Origin of the sequence: Roseateles sp., assembly GCF_036486225.1 — a bacterium.
GTDB lineage: Bacteria > Pseudomonadota > Gammaproteobacteria > Burkholderiales > Burkholderiaceae_C > Roseateles.
The window spans coordinates 1-13,817 of sequence record NZ_DASVNZ010000354.1; the positions used below are offsets into that span (position 1 = coordinate 1).

Consider the following 13,817-nt stretch of genomic DNA (forward strand, 5'->3'; position numbering starts at 1 on the left):
AGGTCGCCTCGTTGAAGTCGCCGCGGCGGATCAGGCCCATCGCGGCATCGAACTGGCGCTTCTCTTCCGGATCGGCCTGGAATTCCTTGCCGTCCAGCGACACCTTCTGCGGCTCCAGCGGGCGCAGCCGGTTGTCGAGCGTGGCCGACTGGTCGGTCACCTTGCGCTGGGTCTCGGACAGATCGCGCGCCAGCTGTTCGTTCTGGCCGCGCATCTTGGCCAGGTCCGATTTCAGCGCCTCGATCTGTCCGGACAGATCCAGCAGGCCGCGTCGCGCGACCTCGAGCTGGCTCTGCAGTTCCGTGACACGGGCACGCTGCGCCTCGTCGTTCTGCTGCATCTTGGTCCGCAGGTCGAGGATGGCCTTGCGGGCCTCGTCGTCCTCGAACAGCGCCGCCCGCGCGGGGCCGGCGGCGCACAGCGCCATCAGCGCACCGATCAGCGCGGCCTTGGCCGCCCGGGTCGGCGCGAAGGGGAAGGAACGAAGGGATCGCAGCATGCTCATGTCACCGGATTACTTGTCGCGCAGTTCGACGCGACGGTTCTTGGCCCATGCCTCTTCGTTGTGGCCCGTGTCGGTCGGACGTTCCTTGCCGAAGCTCACCGCCTCGACCTGGCCCGAGGACACGCCCAGCAGCGTCAGCGACTTGGCGACGGCTTCCGCGCGCTTCTGGCCCAGGGCCAGGTTGTATTCGCGGCCGCCGCGCTCGTCGGCGTGGCCTTCGAGGCTCAGCTGCAGCGTCTTCTTGTTGTTCAGGCGCTTGGCGTGGTTCTCGATCAGGCTGCGGTATTCGTCCTTGACGATGAAGCTGTCGAAGTCGAAGAACACGACGCGCTGGTTGGACACGGCGGCGTCCAGCTGGGCGCCGAGGTCCACCGTCGGCAGCGTCGGACGCTGCGCGTTGGCGTTCGGATCAGCCTGCGGGGTCTGCTGGGTCGGGACCGGTTGCTTGTTTTCGACCGGGGCCGGTTCATCCAGCTTGGTCGAGCTGCAGGCGGACAGGGCGGCCGCGGCCACCAGGCCAAGCATCAGTTTTTCGAATTTCATGGGCATACGCTCCTAGAGGTCAAAGCGGGCGGGGAAGTTACGGTCAGGACATGGCGGTGGACAGCGCCGCCGGTGAAGCCGCGGGGGAACAGCAATTGTGAATCATCGGCTAACACATCCGTGGGGCAGGCATGCCTGCGCGGAAGGTTGGTCGAGTCGTCGCGATCACGCTTCGCACGGGATGGGCGAAGCGCGACGGCAACGTAGGCAATCCATGTGCCCGACGTCGCGAAAGCCTTGATTTCTCCGATCACGCGCGAGGCCGGCACCTGCATCGCTCAGTTGCCGAAGGGGCCCCAGGCGGGCTCCCGGATGTCGGATGCGCCGGGGGTGTCGAGCCTGGCCTTGACCTTGCCGTCCAGCGTCGTCGTCACCAGCGTGTCGCGTCCGCCGGTGCGCGTCGCGTAGACGATCAGCTTGCCGTTGGGCGCGAAGCTGGGGCTCTCGTCGTCGCTGGTGTCGGTGATCTGCTGGACCTGGCCGCTGCCGAGGTCCATCACGCACAGCTTGAACGTGCCGCCGCCGACGCGGGTGATGTAGGCCATCGTGCGGCCGTCGGGGCTGATGGCCGGGCTGATGTTGTAGTTGCCGCTGAAGGTCACGCGCTCGGCGCCGCCGCCGCCCGCGGGCGTGCGGTAGATCTGCGGCGCGCCGCCGCGGTCGCTGACGAAGTAGATCTGCGAGCCGTCGGGCGAGAAGGTCGCCTCGGTGTCGATCGCCGAGGTCTGCGTCAGGCGCTTGGCGCCGGAGCCGTCCTTGTTGATCAGGTAGAGCTGCGAGCCGCCTTCGCGCGACAGCGTGACCACCAGCTGCTGGCCGTTGGGCGAGTAGGACGGCGCGCTGTTGCTGCCGCGGAAGTCCGCGACCTTGCGGCGCTTGCCGGTGCGCAGGTCCTGGATCCAGACCACGGCCTTGCGCGACTCGAAGCTCACGTACGCGAGTTCGTTGCCGTCCGGCGACCAGGCCGGCGAGATGATCGCCTCGGGACTGTTGAGTACGGACTGCGCGCCCAGGCCGTCGGCGTCGGCGACGATCAGCGAGTAGCGCGGGCCGGCCTTGTTCACGTAGGCCAGCCGCGTGGCGAAGACGCCGCGCTCGCCGGTGAGCTTCTGGTAGATCGTGTCGGCGATCTTGTGCGCCGACAGTCGCAGGTCGCCGGCGACGACGGGAATGCTCTCGCTGCCCACGTCCGTGCCCTTGACGACGTCCCAGAGCCGGTAGCGGATGTCGAAGCGGCCGTCGGCCAGCCGCGACGCCGAGCCGGCCGCCAGGGCGTCCGCGGCGCGCGCGCGCCAGTCGACGAACTGGGGTTGGGAGGTCTCGCTCATGCCGGCCTGGCCGGGCACGATGCTGAACTGGCCGCTGCGCTCGAGGTCGGCGCGGATGATCGCCGCCAGGGGTTGGCCGGTGGCCGATTCGTTGCTGAAGTCGCTGATCGCGATCGGCAGCCGGGTGGCGCCGACGCCGGCGATCTCGACCCGGAACTGCGCGAGCGAAGGCATCGCCAGCCCGGCAGCCAGACCGCCGAGCAGTCCACGGCGCGTCAACGCGCTGATGCCGGTGGGAAGAAGAGCGGAGGGGGTGGCAATCGTCTTGGTGCTCATCGGCTTGCGGAACGAATGGAGGCCTGATTGTGCCCGAGGCCTGGACAGGTGTAACGGATCGGCGAGGTTACAAAGGGCAAGGCCAACGGCAAGCAGCGCGCCAGCCCTCCCTGAACAAGTCAGTCGATGACCCGAACCAGTCGATTTCGCCTGCGTGTTCAGCGAGTTCCGGTCATGGCATCGGCGCCGCCAGTTTTCCAGAATGACTCCCTTCGCCCGCGCCCGCCGCGACCACCGAAAGGAAGTCATGTCCGACCCGACGCGTCCCCGTCGCCCGCCCGCCCCCTCGATCCCCTCGATCCCCTCGACCCCGTCGACCTTCAGCGGCCGCCTCCGCCTGCCCCGCATCGGTGACGCCCTGAGGCCATGGCTGATCGCCATCGTGTGGCTGATGTGTGCCGGGCTTTTCAAGGCCGCGCTGGCGCAGACGACGGGGGCGTCGCCCGACGCGCCTGCAGACAGCCGCGAAACGTCGTTGACCCTGGTGATCCCGTTCAGCGCCGGCAGCGGTCCGGACCACGTGGCCCGCACGATGGCGCGCGTGTGGGCCGAGCGCTCTGGCGACATCGTCGTGGTCCGCAACCTTCCGGACCGCCAGGGTTACCTCGCCGCCCGCCAGGTGGCCACGGCGCGACCCGACGGGCAGCTCCTGCTGCTGACCTGCAGCACCCTGCTGGAACGCCCCGCGCGCCTCCCCGACGACCCGTTCCAGCCGCCAGCCGCATCGACGGAGGATTTCACCTCGATCGCGCGCGTCGGCCAGCTCCCGTTCGTCACCGTGTTTCCGCCCGGCATGTTCGGTCGATGGCTGACGCCCCTCGCGACGCCGCCGGCGTTCGCGACTCCGGCTGCAACTCCCGCTGCGGCCACCCCTGCGGCGACCTCTGCAGAGAACACCGCGACCCTGGCTCGCGTCCTTCCCGCCACGCAGGCCGACCGCTCGGCCCTCGCCGCGCCGCCAGACTGGGAGGACTTCGACGCCCTCCGCTCTCGGGACGCGCCGGCATGGAACGCGCTACTCGCGCCGCCGCATCTGCCCGGCAAGCTCGCGGACCAGTTGCGGGCGTCCTGGGGTCAGGTCGTGTCCGATCCGCGCGTGCGGATGGCCCTGGCGCAGACCGGCACCGAACTGTGGGAACGGATCCCTGCAGGAGGCGCGCGATGACCGGCAGTTCCTTCAAGCACCTGGTCGCGGCGACGGCGCACTTCCATCGCCTGATCCGCGCCCAGTTGATCACCGGCGAAGGGCTGGCTCACGCGCAGACGCAGATCCTCGGCGCGGCACGCCTGGCCGGCCTGCTGATGTTCCGGAGCTTCCGTGTCGACACCGGCGCGCTGGCGCCAGGGATGAGCGTCCCGTCGGCGGAGGCCGAGATCCACGGTGCGCGGCTGCGGGAGGTGCTGCTGGCGACCTTGCAGCAGCTTGGCCATGCGCTGCACATCGACGACGTGGATCACCGCTGCAGGACGGCTGCGCTGTCGCGGCTCGCCTTCATCGAGGTGCACGAGCGCCTCACGCTGCCGGTGCTGGCCTATCTGGAGCATTCGCCGATGGGCATCCGCGATGCCGCGGTCGCGGCCGCGAGCGCCACGGCGGGCCTGATCCACGACCATGCGCCCGCGATGACGGCGCACCAGGCGGCCGCCCTCGCCCTGCACGGTTTCGAGGAAGGCTTGACGACGGTACCGTGGCCGCTCGCGTCGAGCTGCGCCGCGGTCTTCGGTCAGCCGTCCTGCGGCTACATCAGCACGATGTCGTAGTGCTCGGTCTGGTTCGTCGGCTCGGCGGTCAGCGAGATCGGCTTGCCGATGAAATCCGACAGCCCGGCCAGGTGCTGGTTCTCCTCATCGAGCAGCATCTCGACGACATTGGCCGCCGCGACCACGCGGAACTCCTTCGGATTGAACTGCCGCGACTCGCGCAGGATCTCCCGCAGGATCTCGTAGCAGATGCTGCGCGCGGTCTTGACCTGCCCACGGGCGTCGCAGGTCGGGCAGGGTTCGCAGAGCATGCGGGCCAGCGACTCACGGGTGCGCTTGCGCGTCAGCTCGACCAGCCCCAGCTGCGTGAAGCCGCCGATCGTGACCTTGGTGCGATCGCGGCTCAGCTGCTTTCGGAACTCCTGCAGCACCGCGGCCTTGTGCTCCTCGCGGGTCATGTCGATGAAGTCGACGATGATGATCCCGCCCAGGTTGCGCAGCCGCAGTTGGCGCGCGATGGCGCCGGCCGCCTCGAGGTTGGTCTTGAAGATCGTGTCGTCGAAGTTGCGCGCGCCGACGAAACCGCCGGTGTTCACGTCGATCGTCGTCATCGCCTCGGTCTGGTCGATGATCAGGTAGCCGCCTGACTTCAGGTCCACGCGCCGCGCCAGCGCGCGGGCGATCTCGGCGTCGATGTTGTTCAGGTCGAAGATCGGGCGCTCGCCGCGGTACAGCTCGAGCTTGGCGGTCGCCGTCGGCATGTAGGTCTCGCCGAACTCGCGCACCACGTCGTACTGGAGCTTGGCGTCGATCCGGATCGAATTGGTCCTGTCGCTGGCCAGGTCGCGCAGCACGCGCTCGACCAGGCTCAGGTCCTGGAACAGCAGGCTGCCGGGCGGCAGCGTCAGCGACTTGTCGCGGATCGAGTTCCAGGTCTTGCGCAGATAACCGATGTCGGCGCCCAGCTCCTCGTCGCTCGCCTCTTCGGCATTGGTCCGCAGGATGAAGCCGCCGGTGTTGCCGTCCTGCACGCCGGCCGACACCAGGGTCTGCATGCGCGCGCGCAACGCGTCGCGCGCCTCCGGCGAGCCGATCTTCTGCGAGATGCCGATGTGGTTGTCCTGCGGCAGGTGCACCAGCAGCCGGCCGGCGATCGAGATCTGCGTCGACAGCCGCGCCCCCTTGGTGCCGATGGGGTCCTTGATGACCTGCACGGTCAAGGCCTGGCCCTCGTAGACCTGACGCTCGATCGGGATGGCCTGGGCGGCTTCCCCGTGCGGGCCGTGATGGCCGCGGGGATTCACGCCGTTCAGGTGCAGGTCGGCGACATGCAGGAAGGCCGCGCGCTCCAGCCCGATGTCGATGAACGCCGATTGCATGCCCGGCAGCACCCGGGCGACCTTGCCGAGATAGACGTTGCCGACGAGGCCCCGCTCCAGCGTCCGTTCGATGTGCAGTTCCTGCACGGACCCGTTCTCGACCACAGCCACCCGCGTCTCCTGCGGGGTCCAGTTGATCAGGATGTCTTCCATGTTCTTGTACTCCAGCGTTCTCGTCAGCCTCGGGGCTGACGGCAACGCTCGAGTCGCCTTCCGGAAAGCTTTGTCGGTCCAGGGTCCGCTGCCGCTCCGCTTTCCCGTCCGTGTTCAGACGGGGAAACCGGCCTCCCGCAACAGCTCCGCCGTTTCAAACAACGGCAGGCCCATGATGCCCGAATAACTGCCGGCGATGTGTTCGATCCAGGCGGCCGCCTGACTTTGTATCGCGTAAGCGCCGGCCTTGCCCATGGGTTCGCCCGAAGCCACATAGGCGCGCAGGCGTTCGTCGCCGATCACGGCGAAGCGCACCAGCGACACGTTGACCGCGCTCAGCCGCCGGCCGTCCGGCGTGCCGACGGCCACGGCGGTCAGCACGCGGTGTTCGCGACCGGACAGCCGGGAGAGGATCTCCGACGCATGCGCCGCATCGTCGGGTTTGCCGAGGATGCGATCGCCCAGGGCCACCGTGGTGTCGGAACACAGCACGGGCGCGGGCGGCAGGCCGCGACGCGCGCGACGCTGCAGCGCAGCATCGAGCTTGGCGACGGTGACGCGGCGCACGTAGTCGTCGGGCGACTCGCCGGCCACCACGGCCTCCAGCGCCTCGGCGTCCTCGTCGGCGCCGGGCAGCAGGAGTTCATGACGAACGCCGATCTGCTCCAGCAACTGGCGCCGACGCGGGCTCTGCGACGCGAGGTACAGGAAATCTGCGGACATCGTCAGTTCATTCGCGGTGGTAGGGATGGCCTTCCATGACGGACCAGGCCCGGTAGAGGCCTTCGGCCAGCAGCACGCGCACGAAGGCATGCGGCAGGGTCAGGTCGGACAGGCGCAGCTTCTCGTCGGCGCTCGCCTTGATGCTGTCGTCCAGCCCGTCCGGGCCGCCGATGAAGATCGCGACGTCGCGCCCGTCGCCGCGCCAGAACTCGAGCCGCTGCGCGAGCTGCTTCGAGGTGACGCGCTCGCCGCGCTCGTCGAGGATGACCCGCCGGGCGCCCTTGGGGCAGGCGGCGTCGAGGCGCACCGCCTCGGCCGCCATCAGCTGCTCGGTCGACTTGCCGGTGGTGCGCGGTTCCGCCTTCACCGCCTTGAGCTCCAGCCGCATCTCGGGCGGGAAGCGCTTGGCGAAATCCTCATAGGCCTCATCGGCCCAGGCCGGCATCTTCTGCCCGACCGCGCACAACACCAGCCGCACGGGGTCAGGCCTTGGCCTTGGACTTCGTGCCGGTCTTCACCGTGGTCTTCTTGGCGGCCGGCTTGGAGGGCTTGGCCGCCGGCTTGGCGGCCGGTTTTCTCACGGCGGCTGCCGGCTTGGCGGCGGCGACCTTCGGAGAGACCTTCTTCGTCACCGGCTTCTTGCTGCCGACCTTCACCGTCTCGCCCGGCGCCTGGGTGGCGGCGGGCTTGCGGGTGGTCTTGGCCGCAGGCTTGGCCGTGGCGGCGGTCGTCTTGATGCTCGTCTTCTTCGCAGCAGGCTTGCCGGCCGGCTTGGCGGACTTGGTTGCCGCGGTCTTCACCGGAGCAGCCTTCGTTGCCGACTTGGCGGCGGCGGACTTCGTGCCGGTCGCGCGGGTCGGCGCCTTCTTCGACGCGGCGACTATGGCCTCGCCGTCGACGGACTTGACCTTGGTCGCCTTCTTGGCGGCCTTGTCAGACTTCTCGGCCTTCTCAGCCTTGTCGGACTTTGCAGCCTTCTTGGCGGAGGACTTCTTCGCCTTGGGCGCGTCCTCGTCGTCCATCGGCTCGGAGGCCTTGACCAGCTTGGTGCCGCTATCGCCCAGCTTGAGCTTCACCGGCTTGCCGCCCCAGATCTCTTCGAGGTGGTAGTACTGGCGGATCGCCGGCTGCATCAGGTGGACCACGGCGGCGCCGCAGTCGACGATGATCCATTCGCCGTTGTCCTCGCCCTCGGTGCGCATGACCTGCATGCCGCGCTTCTTGACCGTCTCGCGCACGCTGGAGGCTAGCGCCTTGGTCTGCCGGTTGCTCGTGCCCGAGGCGATGATCACGCGCTCGAACAGCGGCGACAGGCGCTCGGTGTCGAAGACCAGGATGTCCTGGCCCTTCACATCCTCAAGACCATCGACGATGGCACGTTCCAGTTTCTTGATGTCCATTCAGTTCTCACTGTAGAGACGGTGCCGGGAAATATAACCCGCCACCTCTTCGCCCACCACGGGCCCTACGTCAGCGCCCTCGGCCGCCAGTCGGCGGGCCTCGGTGGATGACCATTCCAGCGCCGGCATCGTCAGCCGGACCAGCCGATGCGGCCGTTCCAGCAGCGCCGCCGGCGCCTGTACCTTGTCCTGCGCGCGGGCCGCGACTGCCAGCCCCATGCGCTCGACCAGTTCCTCCCAGCCGTTCCAGCTCGGGAAGCCGGCCAACTGGTCCTGCCCGAGGATCAGCCAGAGCGCGTCGTGAGGACGTTCCTGCTGATACTCGCGCACCGAGTCGAGCGTGTAGCTCGGCCCGGCGCGTTTCATCTCGCGATCGTCGAGGACGAAGCGGGGATCCCCGCCCGGCCCCGCGATCGTCAACCGCACCATCTCGGCGCGATCCGCGGCCGCCGCCATCTGCCGACCCGCCTTCTGCCACGGCTGTCCGGCGACGATCCAGCGAACCTCGTCCAGCGCCAGCTGGTCGAGTGCCGCGTGCGCCAATGCCAGATGCGCGCGGTGCACCGGATCGAAGGACCCGCCGAACCACCCGACCTGACGGACACGACCCGATCCCTTCGCCAGATCGTTCGGTCTTCCGGAAGCGCCGTCGCTCACCGCTGATCCTTCCGGCTCACACGCGCCTTCAGAACCACAGGTGGGTCGGCACCTCGTCCGCCCAGTCGCGGGGGCGGAGGAAGTCGCTGTAGAGCTTGGCTTCGGGCGAGCCTGCCTCCGGCTGCCAGTCGTAGCGCCAGCGCGCGACCGGCGGCATCGACATCAGGATGGACTCGGTGCGCCCGCCCGACTGCAGCCCGAACAGCGTGCCGCGGTCGAAGACCAGGTTGAACTCGACGTAACGTCCGCGCCGGTATTCCTGGAAGTCGCGCTCGCGTTCGCCGTAGGCCAGACCGTGCCGACGATCGACGATCGGCTCGTAGGCGGGCAGGAACGCGTCGCCGACGGATTGGACCATGCCGAACGCGTTCTCGACGCCGCCCTCGGCGAAATCGTCGAAGAAGATGCCGCCGACGCCGCGCGGCTCGTTGCGGTGCTTCAGGTGGAAGTACTCGTCGCACCACTGCTTGAAGCGCGGATAGAGCGCCTCGCCATGCGGCTCCAGCGCAGCCCTGCAGGTGCGATGGAAGTGCTGCGCGTCGCGCTCGAAGCCGTAGTACGGCGTCAGGTCCATGCCGCCGCCGAACCACACGACCGGCTCGCGATCGGGCGGCAGCGCGGCGAACATGCGCACGTTCATGTGGACCGTGGGCACGAACGGGTTGTGGGGGTGCATCACCAGCGACACGCCCATCGCCTCGAAGGGCGCGCCGGCCAGCTCCGGGCGATGCGCCGTCGCCGACGGCGGCAACACCCGACCCCGCACATGCGAGAAGTTGACGCCGCCGCGTTCGAACACGGCGCCGTTCTCGATCAGGCGCACCAGGCCGTCGCCTTCGAGGCGGCCGCCGGGTTCGCGCTGCCAGGCGTCGGTGATGAATGCCTGACCATCGAGACGCTCGAGCGTCGTGACGATCCGCTGCTGCAGGCCGAGCAGGTAATCGCGCACCAACTGCGTATTCATCGGGGATCTCCGTCCTTGGCGGGTTCTTTTCGTGATTCCGGGAAGGAATCGGGTTTCAACCGGATCGGTCCGGCGTTCTCGGGATGCTTGCCCTGGCGACCGACTAGCACTTCGGCGAAGAGCGCGAAGTCCTGGGCCGGATCGCCGCTGACCTCGACGAAGTCGGTGAACATCACGCGCTTCATCGCGAAGTCGAACGAGGCCAGCCCGACGGGCACGCCCGCCTGGACGGCGACGTGGTACGCGCCGGACTTCCAGTGATCGACGTAGCCGCGCGTGCCCTCCGGCGCGACGATGAGCCAGAAGGACTCGTCGCGCGCCTTGGCCTCGCGCATCTGCTGGACCGTGTCGGCGACCATGCCGTTGGCCGAGCGGCGGTTCACCGCCACGCCGCCGATGGACCGCATCCAGCGGCCGACGACAGCCGGTTTGAACAGGCTGTCCTTGGCCCAGAACTTCAGCTGGAAACCGAGGCTCCACTTCGTCAGCACGCCGATCGGGAAATCCCAGTTCGACGTGTGCGGATAGACCATCACGACGCCCTGCTTTCCCGGCAGGCCGTCGTTGAGGATGCGCCAGCCGAAGGCGCCCAGCACGGCCCGCGCGAGCGCGCTGCCGCCGGGCATCGGCGTCAGCGCGCCGGTCCAGCGGCGAGGGGCGGAAGGGGCCACGGCAGGTCGGCGTCCGGGTCGGCGCTGGAGTCGGCGCCTGGATCAGCGCTTGATCGCGCGGTGACCGATGTCCTGGCGGTACTGCTTGCCGTCGAACTGGATCGATTGCGCGGTCTGGTAGGCCAGCTGCTGCGCGTGGCGCACGGCCTCGCCCAGCGCGGTCACGCACAGCACGCGGCCGCCGCTGGTCACGAGCTGGCCGTCGTCCTGCATCGTGGTGCCGGCGTGGAAGACCATCGCCTCCTCACCATCCACGGGCAGGCCGCTGATCGCGTCGCCCTTGCGCGGCGACAGCGGATAACCGCCCGCGGCCATCACGACGCCCAGCGCGGCGCGACGGTCCCACTGCAGTTCGACCTGGTCGAGCGTGCCGTCGGTCGCGTGCATCAGCACCTCGAACAGGTCGCTCTTCAGACGCATCATGATCGGCTGCGTCTCGGGGTCGCCCATGCGGGTGTTGAACTCGACAGTGCGCGGCTGGCCGTGCGCGTCGATCATCAGGCCGGCGTACAGGAACCCGGTGAACGGCGCGCCGTCGCGGGCCATGCCCTGGATCGTCGGCTTGATGATCTCGTGCATCGCCTTGGCATGGACGTTGGGCGTCACCACCGGCGCGGGCGAGTACGCGCCCATGCCGCCGGTGTTGGGCCCCTGGTCGCCGTCGAGCAGGCGCTTGTGGTCCTGGCTGGTGGCCAGCGGCAGGACGTTCTTGCCGTCGCACAGCACGATGAAGCTGGCTTCCTCGCCTTCGAGGAACTGCTCGATGACGACGCGGGCGCCGCCTTCGTTGTGGACCACGCCCAGCTTGTTGTCTGCCAGGATCCAGTCGATCGCCTCATGCGCCTCGGCCAGCGTCATCGCGACGACCACGCCCTTGCCGGCCGCCAGGCCGGCGGCCTTGATGACGATGGGCGCGCCCTGCGCGTCGACGTAGGCGTGCGCCTGGGTCGCGTCGCTGAAGGTCTCGTAGGCGGCGGTCGGGATGCCGTGGCGCTTCATGAACTCCTTGGCGAAGGCCTTGGAGCTCTCCAGTTGCGCGGCCGCCTTGGTGGGTCCGAAGATGCGCAGGCCGCGGGCGCGGAACTCGTCGACGACGCCGGCGGCCAGGAAGGCCTCCGGACCGACGACCGTCAGCGTGATCTTCTGTTCGATGGCGAAGTCGGCCAGCGCCTTCACGTCGGTGATCGGCACGTTCTTCAGCAGCGGGTCGCGCGCGGTACCGCCGTTGCCGGGGGCCACGAAGACCTGCGTGACGCGCTCGCCCTGCGCCAGCCGCCAGGCCAGCGCGTGTTCACGGCCACCATTGCCCAGGACCAGGACCTTCATTCGGACAGGCTCGCGTTGTTGTAGACGTCCTGGACGTCGTCCAGGTCTTCGATCACATCCAGCAGCTTCTGCATGCGGGCGGCATCTTCGCCGGCCAGCTCGATGGTGTTCTCGGCGCGCATCGTGACTTCGGCGATGTCGGCCTTCAGGCCGGCGGCTTCGAGCGCATTCTTGACGGCTTCGTAGTCGGCGGGCGAGGTCAGCACCTCGATGGCGCCGTCGTCGTCGGTCAGGACGTCCTCGGCGCCGGCTTCCAGCGCGACTTCCATGACCTTGTCCTCGGAGGTGCCCGGCGCGAACACCAGCTGGCCGCAGTGCTTGAACTGGAAGGCGACCGAGCCTTCGGTGCCCAGGTTGCCGCCGTACTTGCTGAACGCGTGACGGACTTCGGCGACGGTGCGGACGCGGTTGTCGGTCATGCAGTCCACGATGATCGCGGCGCCGCCGATGCCGTAGCCCTCGTAGCGGATTTCCTCGTAGGTCACGCCGTCGAGGTTGCCGGTGGCCTTGTCGACGTTGCGCTTGATGTTGTCGGCCGGCATGTTCGCGCCCTTGGCCTTCTCGATCGCCAGACGCAGGCGGGGATTCATGTTGATGTCGGCACCGCCGGCACGGGCCGCGACGATGATTTCACGCGTCAGACGGGTCCAGACCTTGCCGCGCTTCTCGTCCTGGCGACCCTTGCGGTGCTGGATGTTCGCCCATTTGGAATGCCCTGCCATGTCCTCGTTCTCCTGTGACGCGGCCCGGAAGAAATTCTCCGGGGCGGCGCGGTGGTTGCTTCGTTAGACTGCGATTTTAGCTTTTTTGCCTCTGGAGACTTCCGCATGGCCGACCCGATCCTGCTGGCCCGCCACGGCGACATCGAGTGCCAGCTGTTGCCGGCGCTGGCCAACCGCCACGGACTGATCACCGGCGCCACCGGCACGGGCAAGACCATCAGTCTGCAGAAACTGGCCGAATCGTTCAGCCAGATGGGCGTGCCGGTCTTCATGGCGGACGTCAAGGGCGACCTGACCGGCATCTCGCAGGCCGGCGCGCCGTCGACCAAGCTGCTGGCGGTGCTGAAGGAACGCGGCTTCGAGCCGCCGGTGCCGATTGCCTGCCCGACGACGCTCTGGGACGTGTTCGGCGAACAGGGCCATCCGGTGCGCGCGACAGTCTCCGACATGGGACCGCTGCTGCTGTCGCGGATGCTGGGGCTCAACGAGACCCAGGGCGGCGTGCTGCAGATGGTCTTCAAGATCGCCGACGACCACGGCCTGGCGCTGCTGGACCTGAAGGACCTGCGGGCGATGCTGCAGCACGTAGGCGACAACGCCAGCGAGTTCACGACGCAGTACGGCAACGTCTCGGCGGCCAGCGTGGGCGCGATCCAGCGCGGGCTGCTGCAGATCGAGGCGCAGGGCGGCGACAAGTTCTTCGGCGAGCCGATGCTCGACATCCACGACTTCATGCAGACGTCGGACGGCCTGGGCGTGATCAACATCCTGGCGGCGGACAAACTGATGGCCGCGCCGCGGCTGTACGCGACCTTCCTGCTGTGGATGCTGTCGGAACTGTTCGAGGCGCTGCCCGAGGTCGGCGACCTGGACAAGCCCAAGCTGGTGTTCTTCTTCGACGAGGCGCATCTGCTGTTCAAGGATGCGCCGGCGGCGCTGGTGGAACGGATCGAACTGGTGGTTCGGCTGGTGCGCTCCAAGGGCGTGGGCGTCTACTTCGTGACGCAGAACCCGCTGGACATCCCGGACACAGTGCTGGGGCAGCTCGGCAACCGGGTGCAACATGCGTTGCGGGCGTTCACACCTCGGGACCAGAAGGCCGTCAAGGCCGCGGCGGACACCATGCGTCCGAAGCCGGGGCTGGACATCGCGATGGCGATCACTGAACTGGGCGTCGGCGAGGCGCTGATCAGCCTGCTCGACGAGAAGGGCCGGCCCGCCATCACGGAACGCGTGTTCGTGCTGCCGCCGGGCAGCCAGATCGGGCCGATCACGCCGGAGCAGCGCAAGGCGCTGATCAGCGGCTCGCTGGTCGCCGGCGTCTATGACAAGCACATCGACCGCGAGTCGGCCTATGAAAAGCTGACCGGCCGCGCGTCCACGACGGCCGACGCGGCGCCGCAGCCGTCGCAGGCGGGTTCGCCGCGCGGCGGTGCCGGTGCCGGTTCGATGGCCGACGAGGCGGATCA

At 68.5% G+C, this 13,817-nt stretch carries 15 protein-coding genes; 3 read left to right on the top strand and 12 right to left on the bottom strand.

What is annotated here, in order from left to right:
• The 3 genes from VF536_RS23240 to tolB form a co-directional block, all read right to left on the bottom strand.
• The coding region (locus VF536_RS23240) for a YbgF trimerization domain-containing protein (protein ID WP_331617280.1) at positions 1 to 505 on the bottom strand (505 nt) is incomplete at its 3' end.
• A 9-nt stretch (positions 506 to 514) separates the two neighbouring features.
• Positions 515 to 1,048, bottom strand: coding sequence for a peptidoglycan-associated lipoprotein Pal (pal, locus tag VF536_RS23245; protein WP_331617281.1), 534 nt, complete (start codon positions 1,046 to 1,048; stop codon positions 515 to 517).
• Between the two features lie 278 nt (positions 1,049 to 1,326).
• On the bottom strand, positions 1,327 to 2,652 hold the full coding sequence (gene tolB, locus VF536_RS23250) for a Tol-Pal system beta propeller repeat protein TolB (protein WP_331617282.1): 1,326 nt from the start codon (positions 2,650 to 2,652) through the stop codon (positions 1,327 to 1,329).
• 154 nt (positions 2,653 to 2,806) lie between these two features.
• Here tolB and VF536_RS23255 point away from each other — a divergent pair, with 154 nt between their 5' ends.
• Both VF536_RS23255 and VF536_RS23260 read left to right on the top strand, forming a co-directional pair.
• Positions 2,807 to 3,817: a tripartite tricarboxylate transporter substrate-binding protein gene (locus VF536_RS23255; RefSeq protein WP_331617283.1), complete on the top strand. Its 1,011-nt coding sequence runs from the start codon at positions 2,807 to 2,809 to the stop codon at positions 3,815 to 3,817.
• Positions 3,814 to 4,413: a hypothetical protein gene (locus tag VF536_RS23260; RefSeq protein ID WP_331617284.1), complete on the top strand. Its 600-nt coding sequence runs from the start codon at positions 3,814 to 3,816 to the stop codon at positions 4,411 to 4,413. Before VF536_RS23255 ends, VF536_RS23260 begins: the two co-directional genes overlap by 4 nt.
• Here VF536_RS23260 and rng read toward each other — a convergent pair.
• The 9 genes from rng to VF536_RS23305 all read right to left on the bottom strand — a co-directional run bounded on the left by rng (position 4,392) and on the right by VF536_RS23305 (position 12,348).
• Complete coding sequence (gene rng, locus VF536_RS23265) at positions 4,392 to 5,885, bottom strand: ribonuclease G (protein WP_331617285.1); 1,494 nt, start codon at positions 5,883 to 5,885, stop codon at positions 4,392 to 4,394. The two genes, VF536_RS23260 and rng, sit on opposite strands and share 22 nt — an antisense overlap.
• Positions 5,886 to 5,999: 114 nt before the next feature.
• Positions 6,000 to 6,608 carry a Maf family protein gene (locus VF536_RS23270; protein ID WP_331617286.1) on the bottom strand — a complete coding sequence of 203 codons (609 nt, stop codon included), beginning with the start codon at positions 6,606 to 6,608 and terminating at the stop codon, positions 6,000 to 6,002.
• Between the two features lie 7 nt (positions 6,609 to 6,615).
• Positions 6,616 to 7,086, bottom strand: a complete 471-nt coding sequence (rlmH, locus tag VF536_RS23275; protein ID WP_331617287.1) for a 23S rRNA (pseudouridine(1915)-N(3))-methyltransferase RlmH — start codon at positions 7,084 to 7,086, stop codon at positions 6,616 to 6,618.
• Positions 7,087 to 7,090: 4 nt separating this feature from the next.
• Positions 7,091 to 8,008 carry a ribosome silencing factor gene (gene rsfS / locus VF536_RS23280; protein WP_331617288.1) on the bottom strand — a complete coding sequence of 306 codons (918 nt, stop codon included), beginning with the start codon at positions 8,006 to 8,008 and terminating at the stop codon, positions 7,091 to 7,093.
• Positions 8,009 to 8,665, bottom strand: coding sequence for a nicotinate (nicotinamide) nucleotide adenylyltransferase (gene nadD / locus VF536_RS23285; RefSeq protein ID WP_331617289.1), 657 nt, complete (start codon positions 8,663 to 8,665; stop codon positions 8,009 to 8,011). It lies immediately after the preceding gene.
• A gap of 28 nt (positions 8,666 to 8,693) precedes the next feature.
• On the bottom strand, positions 8,694 to 9,629 hold the full coding sequence (gene hemF, locus VF536_RS23290) for an oxygen-dependent coproporphyrinogen oxidase (protein ID WP_331617290.1): 936 nt from the start codon (positions 9,627 to 9,629) through the stop codon (positions 8,694 to 8,696).
• Complete coding sequence (locus VF536_RS23295) at positions 9,626 to 10,300, bottom strand: 1-acyl-sn-glycerol-3-phosphate acyltransferase (RefSeq protein ID WP_331617291.1); 675 nt, start codon at positions 10,298 to 10,300, stop codon at positions 9,626 to 9,628. The genes hemF and VF536_RS23295 overlap by 4 nt, the downstream gene beginning before the upstream one ends.
• A gap of 42 nt (positions 10,301 to 10,342) precedes the next feature.
• Positions 10,343 to 11,626: a phosphoribosylamine--glycine ligase gene (gene purD / locus VF536_RS23300; protein ID WP_331617292.1), complete on the bottom strand. Its 1,284-nt coding sequence runs from the start codon at positions 11,624 to 11,626 to the stop codon at positions 10,343 to 10,345.
• The gene (locus VF536_RS23305; RefSeq protein ID WP_331617293.1) at positions 11,623 to 12,348 is read right to left on the bottom strand and encodes a YebC/PmpR family DNA-binding transcriptional regulator; all 726 of its coding nucleotides are present in this window, start codon (positions 12,346 to 12,348) and stop codon (positions 11,623 to 11,625) included. The genes purD and VF536_RS23305 overlap by 4 nt, the downstream gene beginning before the upstream one ends.
• A 105-nt stretch (positions 12,349 to 12,453) precedes the next feature.
• On the opposite strand from VF536_RS23305, the gene VF536_RS23310 reads away from it, so the two are divergent.
• The coding region (locus VF536_RS23310; RefSeq protein WP_331617294.1) for a helicase HerA-like domain-containing protein at positions 12,454 to 13,817 on the top strand (1,364 nt) is incomplete at its 3' end.

What these genes read in the sequence shown, in the direction of transcription:
- purD (WP_331617292.1), bottom strand. Translation starts at nt 11,626, where the DNA reads ATGAAGGTCCTGGTCCTGGGCAATGGTGGCCGTGAACACGCGCTGGCC.
- VF536_RS23260 (WP_331617284.1), top strand. Translation starts at nt 3,814, where the DNA reads ATGACCGGCAGTTCCTTCAAGCACCTGGTCGCGGCGACGGCGCACTTC.
- tolB (WP_331617282.1), bottom strand. Translation starts at nt 2,652, where the DNA reads ATGAGCACCAAGACGATTGCCACCCCCTCCGCTCTTCTTCCCACCGGC.
- rsfS (WP_331617288.1), bottom strand. Translation starts at nt 8,008, where the DNA reads ATGGACATCAAGAAACTGGAACGTGCCATCGTCGATGGTCTTGAGGAT.
- VF536_RS23270 (WP_331617286.1), bottom strand. Translation starts at nt 6,608, where the DNA reads ATGTCCGCAGATTTCCTGTACCTCGCGTCGCAGAGCCCGCGTCGGCGC.
- VF536_RS23305 (WP_331617293.1), bottom strand. Translation starts at nt 12,348, where the DNA reads ATGGCAGGGCATTCCAAATGGGCGAACATCCAGCACCGCAAGGGTCGC.
- hemF (WP_331617290.1), bottom strand. Translation starts at nt 9,629, where the DNA reads ATGAATACGCAGTTGGTGCGCGATTACCTGCTCGGCCTGCAGCAGCGG.
- rng (WP_331617285.1), bottom strand. Translation starts at nt 5,885, where the DNA reads ATGGAAGACATCCTGATCAACTGGACCCCGCAGGAGACGCGGGTGGCT.
- pal (WP_331617281.1), bottom strand. Translation starts at nt 1,048, where the DNA reads ATGAAATTCGAAAAACTGATGCTTGGCCTGGTGGCCGCGGCCGCCCTG.